Origin of the sequence: Streptomyces sp. NPDC087263 (assembly GCF_044744645.1) — a bacterium.
Taxonomy (GTDB): Bacteria; Actinomycetota; Actinomycetes; order Streptomycetales; family Streptomycetaceae; genus Streptomyces.
The window spans coordinates 435134-448402 of the sequence record NZ_JBIUYT010000002.1; the positions used below are offsets into that span (position 1 = coordinate 435134).

Here is a 13269-nt window from a genome sequence, read left to right on the forward strand (position 1 = left end):
ACCGGGAGATTCCGTTTCCGCCTCTGACCAGGCCAGACGCGTACCTGTCAAGAAAACGGTTTGACCTGCACTGTTTTACTTTCTTTTGATGGGAACCGTCAGCGCACCGATATCCTCCTAACCCTTACGGGGGCGTGTGCCCCGACGTCCGAGACGTCCAGAACCTTTCGATGGGTGCGGAGCATGATCGAGGCAGTCGGCCTGACGAAGCGCTATGGCGCCAAGACAGCCGTGTACAACCTTTCCTTCCAGGTGAGGCCGGGTGCCGTCACCGGCTTCCTCGGGCCCAACGGCTCGGGCAAGTCGACGACGATGCGGATGATCCTCGGCCTCGACAACCCCAGCTCCGGGCAGGTGACGATCGGCGGCTTCCCCTACCGCAAGCTGCCGAACGCACCCCGCCAGGTCGGCGCGCTCCTCGACGCCAAGGCCGTGCACGGCGGCCGGCACGCCCGCAACCACCTCCTCTGCCTCGCCCAGCTGTCCGGCATCCCGGCCCGCCGCGTGGACGAGGTCCTGGGTGTGGTGGGCCTCCAGGAGGTGGCCAGAAAACGCTCCAAGGGCTTCTCGCTCGGCATGGGCCAGCGGCTCGGCATCGCGGCCGCGCTGCTCGGCGACCCACAGGTGCTGCTCTTCGACGAGCCGGTCAACGGCCTCGACCCCGAGGGCATCCTCTGGGTCCGCAACCTGATGAAGTCCCTCGCCGCGGAAGGCCGTACGGTCTTCGTCTCCTCGCACCTGATGAGCGAGATGGCGCTGACCGCCGACCACCTGATCGTGATCGGCCGCGGACAACTGCTCGCGGACAGCAACATCAAGGACTTCATCTCGCACAACTCGGCCGACTTCGCCCGGGTCCGCACCCCGGACACCGAGCCGCAGCAGCGCGAGAAGCTGACCGCCGCACTGACCGAGGCGGGCGGCCAGGTGCTGCCCGAGCAGGACGGCGCGCTGCGCGTGATGGGCCTGCGGCTGCCGCAGATCAGCGACCTCGCGCACTCCGCCGACGTACGGCTGTGGGAGCTGTCGCCGCACCAGGCCTCGCTGGAGGAGGCGTACATGCGGATGACACAGGGCGCCGTCGACTACCGCTCGACCGTCGACCAGAAGGCCGGGCTCCAACAGGAGCTGCCGCCGGGCGCGATGCGGCCGCCGCAGATGCCGGTGCCCGGTCAGGGCCAGCCCGGCTGGTACGCGCCGCCGTCGCCCCAGCAGGGCGGACAGCCGTTCGCGATGCCGCAGGGCGCCCCGCAGCCGGGACCGTACGGCGCCCCGGCCGCTCCCGGCGCGCCTCAGCCGGGCCCGTACGGCGCTCCGGGTGCCCCCGGTGCCCCGGCCGCGAACCCTTACGCCCAGGCCGCGCCCCAGGCTCCCGCAGCGCCGGCCGCCGCCCCCGACCTGACCAAGCCCGAGGACGCCCGATGAGCACGCCCCAGCCCCCGATGCCGCAGCAGGCCGCACCCGAGTGGCAGGCGCCGCACGGCAGTTCGTACACCTCACCGATCCCGGTCACGCCCACTCACCTGGGGCACGCGCTCGCCTCCGAGTGGACGAAGATCAAGTCGGTGCGCTCCACGATGTGGACGCTCGGTGTCTTCCTGCTCCTGGTCGTCGGCATCGGCTTCCTGGTCGCCATCCAGACCACCGACGAGGACTTCGGCGACGTCCCGTACACGATCCCGGCCTTCTTCGGTCTGATCCTCGGGCAGATCTGCCTGATCACCCTGGGTGTCCTGGTGGTCTCGTCCGAGTACGGCACGGGCATGATCCGTACGACGTTCACGGCCTCGCCGCAGCGCCACCGGGTCCTCACCGCGAAGCTGATCATCTTCTTCGTCGTGGCGTTCGTCGTGTCGGCCTTCGCGATCGGCATCGTCGGCCTGTTCACCTCCGGGGTGCACGGTGGCTCCTCGGAGGTCTCCTGGGGCGGCACGGTGGTGATGGGCTCGCTGTACGTCTCGCTGCTCGGCACCCTCGCCCTCGCGGTCGGCTCGATGCTCCGTCACTCGGCCGGCGCGATCACCGCGATGCTCGGCCTCGTCCTGGTGCCCGCGATCATGCCCGCGTTCCTCTTCATGTCCGAGAGCCTGCGGACGATCGGCGACAAGATGCTGGAGTACAACGCTCCCAACGCCCTCGCCAAGATCTTCCACCTGGACAACGACGGCACGGGCGGCCCGCAGCTCGGCCTGCTCGCCGCGTTGACGGCGGCGGCGATCGCCGGCGCGTTCGCGCTTCTCGAACGCCGGGACGTCTGACCCGGACGTACGACCCGGATGTGTGGCCGGGATGTGTGGCCGGGATGTGTGGCCGGGATGTGTGAAGCCTAGAATCTGGGCGCGTTACGGGACCGCTGCACCCGCGAGGTGCGGCGGTCCTTGGCGTTCCAGCAGGACTTGTGCCAGTGGCGGCGGTCGTCGACGCCCGAGTGCTCCGGCCAGGCCACCACGTGCGGGATGCCGGAGGGGATCATCTGGTCGCAGCCCGGGCAACGGTAGGTCTTGCCCTCGGCACTCGCGCCCGCGACATGGCGCACGCTCCATTCCTCGCCCTGCCAGCTCTCCGTGGACTGAAAGCCGCCGTAGCGGCCGCCGTCGTCCGGGGACGGGCTCGGGCCGGACGAGCCGACGCCCTTCGGACGGTTGCGACGCGGGGACACAGGACACCTCACGGAGCTATACAGGGAGCAGGGGCCAAGTCCAGCCTACGCGGCACACACAGGGGTACGCGTACTCCACCAACCCCCACAGAACGCCCTCCCTTCGGCCGATTTTGCAGACAATCCGCAAATCTCTCCGAGAGGCCGTGTCTTCGGCACGTGTCGGGCGGTTATGCCGAGTGGGGGAGCTCCGCGTCGGAGCCAAGGAAGCAGGAAAAGTACGATGCGCGTTGGAAGTTTTGTACTGGCGGCCCAGTTCCCGGGTCAGGGCCAGGGGGAGGCCCTGCACCGCGCGGTGCGATCGGCCGAGGTCGCCGAGGAGGCCGGACTCGACTCGGTCTGGCTGGCCGAGCACCACTTCGTGCCGTACGGCACCTGCCCGTCGGCGATCACCCTGGCGGCCCTGCTGCTCGGCCGTACGCAGCGGATCCGCGTCGGCACCGCGGTGAGCGTGCTGCCCACCGTGCACCCGGTGGCCCTCGGCGAGCAGGCGGCGCTGCTGCATGTGGCGTCCGGCGGACGGTTCTCGCTGGGCGTGGGGCGCGGTGGCCCCTGGGTCGACCTGGAGGTCTTCGGCTCGGGTCTCACGGCGTACGAGCACGGGTTCCCGGAATCGCTCGAACTGCTGATGCGCTGGCTGCGCGAACCGTCCGTCGCGGGCACCGGGGAGCGCTTCGATTTCCGTGAAGTCGCCGTCGTACCCAGGCCGTCGGAGGCGCTGAACGGCGCGCCGGGCCCCGAGGTGATCGTCGCCTGCACCTCGCCTTCGAGCGTACGGCTCGCGGCCGAGCGCGGGCTGCCGATGCTCCTCGGAATGCACGTCGGGGACGAGGAGAAAGCCGAAATGGTGGCCCTGTGGCGGCAGTTCGCGCGGGTGGCCGGACGGCCCGCCGACGAGATCGCCACGGCGGCGCATGTGTCGGCCGGGGTCTGCCAGATCGCGGACCGCCGCACCGACGCCGTCGAGACGCTCCTCAAGTCGATGCCGGGCTGGCTGAAGCAGGGGCTTGACGCCCATGTGACGGTCGACGACCGCGCCCGTGTGATGCGGGACCCCCTGGCGTACACCGAACTGCTCTGCGGGCTGCACCCGGTGGGCACCCCCCGGCTGTGCGCCGACCGGCTGGCGGCGACCTCGGAACGCACCGGCATCTCACGCTTCGCCCTGCTCGTGGAGGGTTCGGGGGATCTGGCAGCCACCGAGGAGAACGTACGACGGCTGGGCGCCGAGGTACTCCCCCAGCTCCGGTGACCGCCCGGAGGCCGGCACCCGGGTACCGACGGGCCCGGTACGGGCCGGTCGACGAGCCGGATGCGCGGGGGCTTGCCGCCCCGTACAGAAACACCTCCCGCGTACGGGGCGGCAAGCAATGCGGCTACCGCGTCAGCAGTCCCGGAACTCCGGCGACTGGTTCAGCAGTTGGCTGCGGACCGAGGTGAATCGTGCCAGCGTGTCGTCCACTGAGACGTCCAGCGGAAACACCGCCACCCGGTGGCAGTTCTGGAAGGCAAGCCGCACTCCGAAGTGCCGCTGCAGCGCGCCGCGTATCGCGTCACTCGCAAGCGCACGCAGCAGCTGGCCACGCGCCTGCTCGTCCGGCGGGGGCGTCTGGTTGTCGGCGAAGTTCCCGCCGTCCACCTTCAGCTGGGCCACCAGGGAGCTGATCATCTCCCATGCGTAGGGCAGGGAGGTCCGGACGCAGTCGACGAATTCAGCTTCGTCGACCTCGCCTCGCTCGGCCTGTTCGAGTAGGGCCGGTGAGACGTCGAGCGACATGAGTTCTCCTCTCGCACCCCCAGACCTCGGGGGTTGCCGGACAGGGAAGGGAGTTCGCGATATCGAACACGCTGAGTACACGCATCGCGACCTCCTGTTTATACGGTAAGCAACGTACGGTGACGGCACCAGGAGAATGCGCACATAGCGAACTCTCACTAGGCACACAATCAGCCACGACCGAACAGGCGTCTTCCAGGGCGAATCGCGTGGACCACTGCCTGTCGAGTAGCGTTGCGGACCATGCGTCTCGTCATTGCCCGCTGCTCCGTCGACTACGCGGGCCGGCTCACCGCCCATCTCCCGTCAGCCCCTCGCCTCATCCTCGTGAAGGCGGACGGCAGCGTCTCGATCCACGCGGACGACCGGGCCTACAAGCCCCTCAACTGGATGTCGCCGCCCTGCACTCTGAAGGAGGGTTCGGGGGACGAGGAGGGCGTCTGGACCGTCATCAACAAGGCGGGCGAGAAACTCATCATCACGATGGAGGAGATCCTCCACGATTCCTCGCACGAACTCGGTGTAGACCCCGGCCTGATCAAGGACGGCGTGGAAGCGCACCTTCAGGAGCTCCTCGCGGACCGCATCGAGACCCTCGGCGAGGGCTACTCGCTCATCCGCCGCGAGTACATGACGGCCATCGGGCCCGTCGACATCCTGTGCCGTGATGCCGCGGGCCAGACCGTCGCCATCGAGATCAAGCGGCGCGGTGAGATCGACGGTGTGGAGCAACTGACGCGCTATCTGGAGCTGTTGAACCGCGACCCGCACCTCGCGCCGGTCCGCGGTGTCTTCGCCGCCCAGGAGATCAAGCCGCAGGCCCGCGTCCTCGCCACCGACCGCGGCATCGGCTGCACGGTCCTGGACTACAACGCCCTCCGGGGCATCGAGGACGACAAACTGCGCCTGTTCTGAGCGCAAGCCGAGAGGGCCGGGTCCGTCTTCGGACCCGGCCCTCTCGCGTGCTCCGTGCCTCAGATCACCGGGGCGCTGGGCGACGCGGCCTCACTGCTGCTCGCGGGGGCGCTGCTGATGACGGTCTCCGGGGCGCTGGAGGTGGGGCCGCCGGCGGAGTCCGAAGTAGTCGGCGTGGTGGGCGTGGTGGGCGAGTCCGAGGGCAACGGACTGGTGCTGTCCGACGGCGACGGCGACCCGGGAGACGAGCTGTCCGAGGGCTTCGGGCTCGTCGACGGCTTGCCCGTCGGCGACTTCGTGGGCGACTTGGACGGCGACGCCGAAGGGCTGCTGGTGCCCTGCGTGCCGCTCGGGTTGTCCGACGGCTGCCCCGTCTCCGGCGGCGTCGGGTCGTCCGACGTCCCGTACGTTCCGTCGGGGCCCGGATCCGTCGGCGTACTCACGGATCCCGTACCGGAATCGCTGTCGCCCTTCTTCGCCTTGTCCGCGCCCAGGCTGTCGTCGTCGGTGCCCTGACTGGCCGACGGGTTGACGCCGACCTGCTCGGCCGGGGCTCCGGTGTTGCCGTCCGAGGTCGCGCCGAGCGTCACCACGGTGCCCAGGACCGCGACGAGCAGAACGCCCGCGCCCGCGGCCACCAGGTTGCGCCGGGTGCCGCTCACCAGTCGGCTCGCGATGCCGGCGCGCTTGTGGTCGGGGCCCGGTCCGGGGCGGCGCGTGACCAACGTCGAGGGCTCGCCCGGCTGTTCGGCGAGGAAGGCTGCCGGTACGCCACCCGGAGGCGACGCCGACTCCTCGTACCGCGACTCGGACACCTCCTCACCGGCCGCCGTGCCGGCGCCGTACACGGCGGCTCCGGAGCGGTCGGTGACCAGGGCGAGGGCGCGGCGGCCCGCGACCGTGCCGCGCTTGTCGGCGAGGGCGCCGCGCAGCCCGATGGAGGCCTCCAGCTCGGCGCGGGCCCGGTCAAGCTGGCCGCCGCAGAGCGCGAGGATGCCCAACTCGTGGTGGAAGTAGGCCTGTTCGGATACCTCGCCGGAGAGCTTGGAGGCCTCGGCGCCGGAGCGCAGCGCGCGCTCCCAGGCGCTCCAGTGCAGACCGCCGGCGAACGCGGGCGCCGCCGTACGGGCCAGCTGTACGGCGGTGGTCTCGTCCTGCTCGTCGAGCGGGGGCGCGGTGAGCGGGACCAGGACGGTGAGCGCGGCGAGCAGGGCGTCGGCCTCGGCGCAGACCCGCTCCGGGGTCACCGAGGGGTGCCCGGCCCACCAGGTGTAGTGCCGGGCCGCCGCGAGCGCCTGCTCCTCGGCGCGGTCCGCATATCCGGCGGCCTCCAGCTGGGCCTGCACACCGGCCGCGAGCCGGTAGCGGGAGCCGACCGGAGAGACCAGCGCGCAGCCCGCCAGTTCGGCGAGCGCGGCATCCGCGTGGGTGTCTCCGACGAGCGCGGGCAGATGCGCCTGATGCGGCACCTCGCCGCCCAGCGCGATCGCGAACCGCAGGGTGGCGCGCGCCGACTCACTGAGCCGGGACGCGAGCAGCGAGGCGGGCGCGGCGCCCTCGGCGAGCGAGGGAAGCGGTACCTGGTCGTGGTCGGCCGCGTCGAAGGCGGCGTCGACCGGCACGTCCTGGAAGACGCCGAACTCGTCGACGGCGCCCGCACTGGCGCTCAGCTGGTCGCGCTGCCGCAGCAGCGCCCCTGCCTGCATGAAGCGCAGCGGCAGTCCTTCGGACTCGAACCAGAGGTCGCCCGCCCAGTTCGACTCCTCCTCGGTCAGCACGCGTCCGACGGCCCGCTCCAGGAGTTCGAGGCCGCCACTGCGGTCGAGGCCGCCGAGGAACACCTCTTCCAGGAGGGAGTCGGCGGTCGGCGCGGGCACGTCGGGTGTCGCGGCGATCACGAAGGCGCACTCGGGGGTGGCGTCGAGCAGTTCGTCGAGCGCGGCACCGCCGAACTCCGCGTCGTCAAGGACGACGACCGCGCCGATCTCGTTGACGAGGCGGAGCAGTTCGTCCCGTTGCGGCCGGTACAGGGGCGCTTCGTAGACGGCGCCGAAGAGGTCGTGGAGCACATCGTTCGCCGTGCGCCGGTATCCGGACAGGCGTACGACACCGTCCGGTGCGAGGTCCGCGCAGTCGTCGGCGACGGCGTCGAGCAGGCTGCTGCGGCCCGAGCCCGCGGCTCCGGTGAGCCGTACCGAGCGCCCGCGCGCGAGGAGGCGTACGAGCCGCTCGCGCTCCTCCTGGCGCTCCAGGAGCGGCAGGCGTGGCTGGGCCGGGCCCGGCGGGATCGGCGGCTGGGTCGCGCGGCTCAGGTCGGCGCGGTCCGCCGCGCTGTACTTCACCGGCCGCGATGGCCGCTCACCCGGCGGGCAGGCTTCTATCTCGCTGCCGTCGACGGGGTTGACCGTGAGCAGGAAGTCGCCCGAGACGAGCTGAACCGTGCGGGCGAGCGCCGGTGTGTGATGCCCGAAGTCGGTCGTGAGCGGTTCGCGCGGCGGGCGCGAGCGAGGCGCCTGGCCGTCGTCGTCATGGCCGTACTCTTCGGGTCCGCGGTTGTTCGGGTCCATGTTCCAAGCCCCCCAAAAGCGTCGTGTGCGGGTGGTGTCGCCGGACTTCCGGCGCACTCGGGCCCCTCCCGGCCTTGCCGCACACTGCGCTGTCGCTTCTGGTCCGGTGCCTGCTCCAGGGTTTCAGTCAGCAGGCACGCGAACCCTAAACCTTCGCACAGTATCTACGAACGGCCGGGGTACCGCGCCGTCCGAGACGTCACAGCTTCGTGAGGATTGTGCGCGTGATGCCGTACGTACCGTTGCGCGGCTCACACCCGGGGCAGTGACTCCACGCCGATGCCGCCCTCGATCGCCAGGATCCGGTGCAGCCGGGTGGCCACGAGGAGGCGCTGCATCTGCGGTGGAACGTCGCGCAGTACGAGCCGTCGGCCGCACCGCCCGGCGCGTCGGTGGGCCCCCATGATGACACCGAGTCCGGTGGCGTCCCAGGAGTCCAGCTCGGACAGGTCGAGCACCAGGTCGCCGGCTCCGTCGTCGACGGCCGAGTGCAGGACCGTGCGGGCGTCCGCCGCGCTGCGTACGTCGAGGCGGCCCCCGACGACCAGCTCGGCGTGGTCGCCCCTGATGTACATATGCGCTCCCCGAGAGTGCTTCTCGTACTCCGCGTCTGCCTTGCCCCGTCTGACTGCCCGAAGGGCAGTGTGGTTGCTGCTTGTAAGCGAACCGATACCGAATTCACCTCAAGGGGTGATGCCCCAGAGGCACGTGCGGTTTCAGTGGTGAACGCAGACGGGTGGTACTTGATCTTCAGTGCTTGTAGAAGCCCTGCCCGCTCTTGCGCCCGATGTCACCGGCGTCAACCATCCGGCGCATCAGCTCGGGCGGCGCGAACTTCTCGTCCTGGGTCTCGGTGTAGATGTTGCCGGTGGCGTGCAGCAGGATGTCGACGCCCGTGAGGTCGGCGGTGGCCAGGGGTCCCATCGCGTGGCCGAAGCCCAGCCGGCAGGCGAGGTCGATGTCCTCGGCACTGGCCACGCCCGACTCGTACAGCTTGGTCGCCTCGACGACGAGTGCCGAGATGAGACGGGTCGTCACGAAGCCGGCCACGTCACGGTTGACGACGATGCAGGTCTTGCCGACGGACTCGGCGAACTCCCGCGCGGTGGCGAGGGTTTCGTCGCTCGTCTTGTAGCCGCGGACCAGCTCGACGAGCTGCATCATCGGCACCGGCGAGAAGAAGTGCACGCCGACGACCCGCTCCGGGTGTTCGGTCGCCGCCGCGATCTTCGTGATCGGGATCGCGGAGGTGTTGGAGGCGAGCACCGTGTCCTCGCGGACGATCCTGTCGAGCGTCCGGAAGATCTCGTGCTTGACCTCCAGCTTCTCGAAGACCGCCTCGACGACGATGTCGGCGTCCGCGGCGGCTTCCAGATCGGTGGTGACCGAGATGCGGGCCAGCGCCGCGTCCGCGTCCGCGGCTTCCAACTTGCCCTTGCTGACGAACCTGTCGTACGAGGTCCTGATGCCGTCGATGCCACGCTTCAGCGCCTCGTCGGTGACATCGCGCAGGACGACGTCCCAGCCCGCCTGCGCGGAGACCTGGGCGATACCGGACCCCATGAGTCCGGCCCCGATGACGGCGAGCTTCCGTGCCACTCCGACTCCCCTTAACACGCTGTTCAAGTTGCCTCTCCGGCGGACCCTAGCGCTCACGAGGGCCTGGATGACGGCTTAGTAATGCGTGTCACGTCTCACGGCGTGAGACGGTGGTCACGTCTCGACGGACGGACTTGGCGATCCTCCTCGCGGCCGAGACCGAGAGAATTCCGACCTCCGTGGTCGGAGCGCCAATTCCTTGCGGATTCACGCTGGTTGGCGCTTCACGGACCGGCTCACGCCGAGGTCTCCACGCCCTGTGACCCGTATGCCCGCGGGCCGGAGTGCGAACACTTGGACCCCTTTCGAGTCCGGACATGCTGTTGCTGAAGCCTCCGGTAACGCTCAGCCGCGCCAGAGGCGATGAAGCTGACGTACCAGTGTCTGCCGTCACGGGTCGTGGTGGCCGATTTCACCGCCCCACCGGCGGGCCGGGACCAGCGGAAGGTCACCCCGTCTCCCTCACACCATTCCCGAGATCAGGACACCGGTGCGAAGCAAGAACAATCGCACGGGATCGAACACGGAGAGTGCGCAGGTAAATTGGGCCCCATGGTCAATCTGACGCGCATCTACACCAGGACCGGCGACCAGGGCACCACCGCTCTCGGCGACATGAGCCGGGTCGCCAAGACCGACCTGCGGATCTCCGCGTACGCGGACACCAACGAGGCGAACGCGGTGGTCGGGACGGCGGTCGCGCTCGGCGGGCTCGAAGCGGAGGTCGTCACCGTCCTCACCCGCGTGCAGAACGACCTGTTCGATGTCGGCGCGGACCTGGCGACGCCGGTGGTCGAGGAGCCCGAGTACCCGCCGCTGCGGGTCGAGCAGTTCTACATCGACAAGCTGGAGGCGGACTGCGACCGCTTCAACGAGCGGTTGGAGAAGCTCCGCTCCTTCATCCTGCCCGGCGGCACGCCCGGCGCGGCTCTGCTGCACCAGGCGTGCACGGTCGTACGACGGGCCGAGCGGTCAACGTGGACGGCGCTGGAGGTCCACGGGGAGGTCATGAACCCGCTCACCGCGACCTATCTCAACCGGCTGTCGGACCTGCTCTTCATCCTTGCCAGGACGGCGAACAAGGAGGTCGGGGACGTGCTCTGGGTCCCGGGCGGGGAGCGCTGACTCCGGCGGTTTCTTCGGCCAGATGGTGTACGTCAGCGCGATGACGCCGTGGATGCCGGCGGTCCTGAGCGAGATCCACTGGAAGGACCGCAGCGACGAGGTGTCGCCGTCGCCGACGTACCAGATCGCGGCCTGGAGCAGCGCGCAGGCGACCGCCGCCATCAGGACCGTACGGAGCCACAGCCTGCCCTCGTGGCGGGCGCGCGCCACTCCGTAACGCGGGGGCTTCGACGGGCGTGGAGCCCCGGCCAGACGGTGGGCGGCGTGGCCGTCGAGCCGGCGGATCGTGGAGTGGCCGTACGCCACGGTGAAGCCGATGTAGAGCGCCGCCAGGCCGTGTTCCCAGCTCGGCTCGGCGCCGTTCCTCAGGTCGATCGCCGTCACGACGAAGAGGACCAGTTCAAGGACGGGCTCGCAGAGCAGCAGCACCACGCTCGTACGGCGCCACTTCAGCAGGTAACGGACGGCCAGGCCCAGGGCCAGCAGCACCCAGAAGGCCGCCTCGCAGACGATGATCAACGTGACGATCACGTTCGGCTCCCTTCGGTCACCCTTCAAGGCTCCCGTCGGGCCCCGCCCGGATCGTCGTCGCCATTGACGAAGTCGCGCTGCATCTTTCGATGTAGCCGCGGACCGTCCCCGGGGGTCAGGCGCCGCGCACATCCGCCGTGTTGGATGGAGTCATGGCCGTACGACTCCCCCGCCCCCATCGAGACGACGTGCGGATCGCGCTCTCCGGCCTGCTCGGCGGACTCCTCCTGTACGCCGTCGGCCTCGGCGTCCGGCCTGCGGACGAGCCGATCGTCCTGTGGCCCGACAGCCGCGTGCTGCTCCTGCCGCTCGTCGTGACGGCAGGCTGCGAGCTGCTGCGCCGGACCAAGCCGCGTACGGCCCTGCTGATCGGCACGGTCGCGGTGACCGTCGACCTCTTCACGCGCGGCAGCCTGGCCACCGTCCTGATGTTCACCGACCTCATGTACGCGGCGGTGCTCTACGGTCACGCGGCCGCCGCCCGGCGCATCCTCTGGATCACCGGGCTGATCACCGTGGCCGCCACGGTCGTACCCGTCGCGGTCTGGCACGCGCCGGAGGCTCTGCTGGTCGGGGTGGGCGTAGGCCTGGTGGCGCTGACGCCCGCCGCGACCGGCTGGATCGTCCGCAACCACCGTGACGCCGCCGTCGCGGAGCGCCTGCGTGCCGAACAGACCGCCCTGCTCGCCGGGATCGACCGGGCCCAGGCGGTCACGGCCGAACGTGCCCGGATGGCGCGGGAGTTGCACGACATGGTCGCCAACCACCTCTCCGCGATCGCCATCCACTCCACGGCCGCGCTCTCCCTCGACGACCCGAAGACCTCGCAGGACGCGCTCGCCGTGATCCGCGAGAACAGCGTCGAGGGGCTCGCCGAGATGCGCCGGCTGATCGGGATCCTGCGCGACGAGAGCGGCGACCTGGAGCCGTCCGCCGCTCCCACCCTGGACGGTCTCGAAGCGCTGACGACGGGCGCCCGCACCAACGGGCTCGACGTCACCCTGGACGCCTCCCACGAGGCCAGGCTCCCCGCCCCGGTCGAACTCGCCGCGTACCGGATCGTCCAGGAGTCCCTGACCAACGCCCTCAAGCACGCCTCTCCCGGCCGCGTGACCGTCACCGTGGCCCAGCTCGACGGCTCCCTCGCCGTGCGGGTGACCAGCCCGTGCGGCGACCGGGACGGGCCACGCGCACCCGGCTCGGGGGCCGGTCTGATCGGCATGGAGGAGCGGGTCGCCCTACTGGACGGCAGGTTCGAGGCGGGCCCCGAGGACTCGGGCGGTACCAAGGTCTGGACGGTACGGGCCACCCTGCCGATCGCCCAAGGAACTCAGGGAACCCAGAGCAATCAGCGCACCCATGGAGGAAGCGAATGATCCGCGTGCTCGTCGCCGAGGACCAGGCCGCCGTACGGGCCGGACTCGTCCTCATCCTGCGCAGCGCGCCCGACATCGAGGTGGTCGGCGAGGCCGCGGACGGTGAGCAGGCGGTCGCGCTCGCCCGTCGACTCCGGCCGGATCTGGTCCTGATGGACGTCCAGATGCCCCGGCTCGACGGTGTCTCGGCCACCCGCCAGGTCGTCGACGAGCAGCTGGCCGACGTACTCGTCCTCACCACCTTCGACCTCGACGAGTACGTCTTCGGGGCGCTGCGCGCGGGCGCCGCCGGGTTCCTGCTGAAGAACACCGAGGCGCGCGACCTCCTCGAAGCGGTCCGCACGGTCGCGCGGGGCGAGGGGCTCATCTCCCCCACGGTGACCCGTCGGCTGATCGCCGAGTTCGCCGCGAAGCCCGTACGGGGGCCGGAGGCCGACCCGGCGGTCCTCGAAGCCCTCACCCGGCGGGAGCGCGAGGTGCTCTGCTGCCTCGGCGAGGGGCTGTCCAACGCGGAGATTGCCACCCGTCTCAAGATGGCCGAGGCGACCGTGAAGACCCACGTCAGCCGCCTCCTGGCTAAGCTGGGGCTCCGCAGCCGGGTCCAAGCGGCGGTGCTGGCTCAGGAGTTGGGCGTGTAACAAGTAACCTCGCGCATCCGCTTCAGTGGTCTGGACCTATTGACCTATGGTCCAGACCTTTCTATTGTCCTGCGCACCTCAT

Annotated in this window: 12 protein-coding genes and 1 pseudogene; 7 read left to right on the plus strand and 6 right to left on the minus strand. The window is 70.2% G+C overall.

All coding sequences use genetic code 11. The features are described 5' to 3' along the window. The first annotated feature begins 183 nt into the window (after positions 1 to 183). Positions 184 to 1425: an ABC transporter ATP-binding protein gene (locus ACIPC1_RS07175; protein ID WP_402514064.1), complete on the plus strand. Its 1242-nt coding sequence runs from the start codon at positions 184 to 186 to the stop codon at positions 1423 to 1425. Beyond that, positions 1422 to 2258 (plus strand): ABC transporter permease, encoded by an 837-nt coding sequence (locus ACIPC1_RS07180; RefSeq protein ID WP_402514068.1) that lies wholly within the window; start codon positions 1422 to 1424, stop codon positions 2256 to 2258. The genes ACIPC1_RS07175 and ACIPC1_RS07180 overlap by 4 nt, the downstream gene beginning before the upstream one ends. A 68-nt stretch (positions 2259 to 2326) precedes the next feature. Here the strand turns inward: ACIPC1_RS07180 and ACIPC1_RS07185 are convergent, their stop codons facing one another. Further along, positions 2327 to 2659 carry an ATP/GTP-binding protein gene (locus ACIPC1_RS07185; RefSeq protein ID WP_384390040.1) on the minus strand — a complete coding sequence of 111 codons (333 nt, stop codon included), beginning with the start codon at positions 2657 to 2659 and terminating at the stop codon, positions 2327 to 2329. A gap of 223 nt (positions 2660 to 2882) precedes the next feature. On the opposite strand from ACIPC1_RS07185, the gene ACIPC1_RS07190 reads away from it, so the two are divergent. Then, complete coding sequence (locus ACIPC1_RS07190; protein WP_402514069.1) at positions 2883 to 3911, plus strand: LLM class flavin-dependent oxidoreductase; 1029 nt, start codon at positions 2883 to 2885, stop codon at positions 3909 to 3911. A gap of 132 nt (positions 3912 to 4043) precedes the next feature. Here ACIPC1_RS07190 and ACIPC1_RS07195 read toward each other — a convergent pair whose 3' ends face one another. Continuing rightward, positions 4044 to 4436, minus strand: coding sequence for an SCO5389 family protein (locus ACIPC1_RS07195; protein ID WP_384390034.1), 393 nt, complete (start codon positions 4434 to 4436; stop codon positions 4044 to 4046). Between the two features lie 243 nt (positions 4437 to 4679). On the opposite strand from ACIPC1_RS07195, the gene nucS reads away from it, so the two are divergent. Continuing rightward, positions 4680 to 5351, plus strand: a complete 672-nt coding sequence (gene nucS / locus ACIPC1_RS07200; RefSeq protein WP_402514072.1) for an endonuclease NucS — start codon at positions 4680 to 4682, stop codon at positions 5349 to 5351. 59 nt (positions 5352 to 5410) lie between these two features. On the opposite strand, the gene ACIPC1_RS07205 is transcribed toward nucS, so the two are convergent. The 3 genes from ACIPC1_RS07205 to ACIPC1_RS07215 all read right to left on the minus strand — a co-directional run bounded on the left by ACIPC1_RS07205 (position 5411) and on the right by ACIPC1_RS07215 (position 9517). After that, entirely contained in the window at positions 5411 to 7918 is a 2508-nt protein-coding gene (locus tag ACIPC1_RS07205) for an ATP-binding protein (RefSeq protein ID WP_402514075.1), read from the minus strand. A gap of 251 nt (positions 7919 to 8169) precedes the next feature. Continuing rightward, positions 8170 to 8493, minus strand: coding sequence for an STAS domain-containing protein (locus ACIPC1_RS07210; RefSeq protein ID WP_020136551.1), 324 nt, complete (start codon positions 8491 to 8493; stop codon positions 8170 to 8172). A 175-nt stretch (positions 8494 to 8668) separates the two neighbouring features. Next, positions 8669 to 9517 (minus strand): 3-hydroxyacyl-CoA dehydrogenase family protein, encoded by an 849-nt coding sequence (locus ACIPC1_RS07215; RefSeq protein WP_402514077.1) that lies wholly within the window; start codon positions 9515 to 9517, stop codon positions 8669 to 8671. Between the two features lie 552 nt (positions 9518 to 10069). On the opposite strand from ACIPC1_RS07215, the gene ACIPC1_RS07220 reads away from it, so the two are divergent. After that, positions 10070 to 10642, plus strand: a complete 573-nt coding sequence (locus ACIPC1_RS07220) for a cob(I)yrinic acid a,c-diamide adenosyltransferase (protein WP_402514080.1) — start codon at positions 10070 to 10072, stop codon at positions 10640 to 10642. Here the strand turns inward: ACIPC1_RS07220 and ACIPC1_RS07225 are convergent. Beyond that, positions 10637 to 11173, minus strand: a pseudogene (locus ACIPC1_RS07225) (hypothetical protein); the annotation flags it as partial. The gene ACIPC1_RS07220 and the pseudogene ACIPC1_RS07225 overlap by 6 nt on opposite strands. A gap of 152 nt (positions 11174 to 11325) precedes the next feature. Here ACIPC1_RS07225 and ACIPC1_RS07230 point away from each other — a divergent pair. Continuing rightward, entirely contained in the window at positions 11326 to 12549 is a 1224-nt protein-coding gene (locus ACIPC1_RS07230; protein WP_402514082.1) for a sensor histidine kinase, read from the plus strand. Next, entirely contained in the window at positions 12546 to 13187 is a 642-nt protein-coding gene (locus ACIPC1_RS07235) for a response regulator (RefSeq protein WP_402514084.1), read from the plus strand. Before ACIPC1_RS07230 ends, ACIPC1_RS07235 begins: the two co-directional genes overlap by 4 nt. The last annotated feature ends 82 nt before the right edge of the window (positions 13188 to 13269 follow it).

What these genes read in the sequence shown, in the direction of transcription:
- ACIPC1_RS07180 (WP_402514068.1), top strand. Translation starts at nt 1,422, where the DNA reads ATGAGCACGCCCCAGCCCCCGATGCCGCAGCAGGCCGCACCCGAGTGG.
- ACIPC1_RS07205 (WP_402514075.1), bottom strand. Translation starts at nt 7,918, where the DNA reads ATGGACCCGAACAACCGCGGACCCGAAGAGTACGGCCATGACGACGAC.
- ACIPC1_RS07220 (WP_402514080.1), top strand. Translation starts at nt 10,070, where the DNA reads ATGGTCAATCTGACGCGCATCTACACCAGGACCGGCGACCAGGGCACC.
- ACIPC1_RS07195 (WP_384390034.1), bottom strand. Translation starts at nt 4,436, where the DNA reads ATGTCGCTCGACGTCTCACCGGCCCTACTCGAACAGGCCGAGCGAGGC.
- ACIPC1_RS07230 (WP_402514082.1), top strand. Translation starts at nt 11,326, where the DNA reads ATGGCCGTACGACTCCCCCGCCCCCATCGAGACGACGTGCGGATCGCG.
- ACIPC1_RS07175 (WP_402514064.1), top strand. Translation starts at nt 184, where the DNA reads ATGATCGAGGCAGTCGGCCTGACGAAGCGCTATGGCGCCAAGACAGCC.
- ACIPC1_RS07190 (WP_402514069.1), top strand. Translation starts at nt 2,883, where the DNA reads ATGCGCGTTGGAAGTTTTGTACTGGCGGCCCAGTTCCCGGGTCAGGGC.
- nucS (WP_402514072.1), top strand. Translation starts at nt 4,680, where the DNA reads ATGCGTCTCGTCATTGCCCGCTGCTCCGTCGACTACGCGGGCCGGCTC.
- ACIPC1_RS07235 (WP_402514084.1), top strand. Translation starts at nt 12,546, where the DNA reads ATGATCCGCGTGCTCGTCGCCGAGGACCAGGCCGCCGTACGGGCCGGA.
- ACIPC1_RS07210 (WP_020136551.1), bottom strand. Translation starts at nt 8,493, where the DNA reads ATGTACATCAGGGGCGACCACGCCGAGCTGGTCGTCGGGGGCCGCCTC.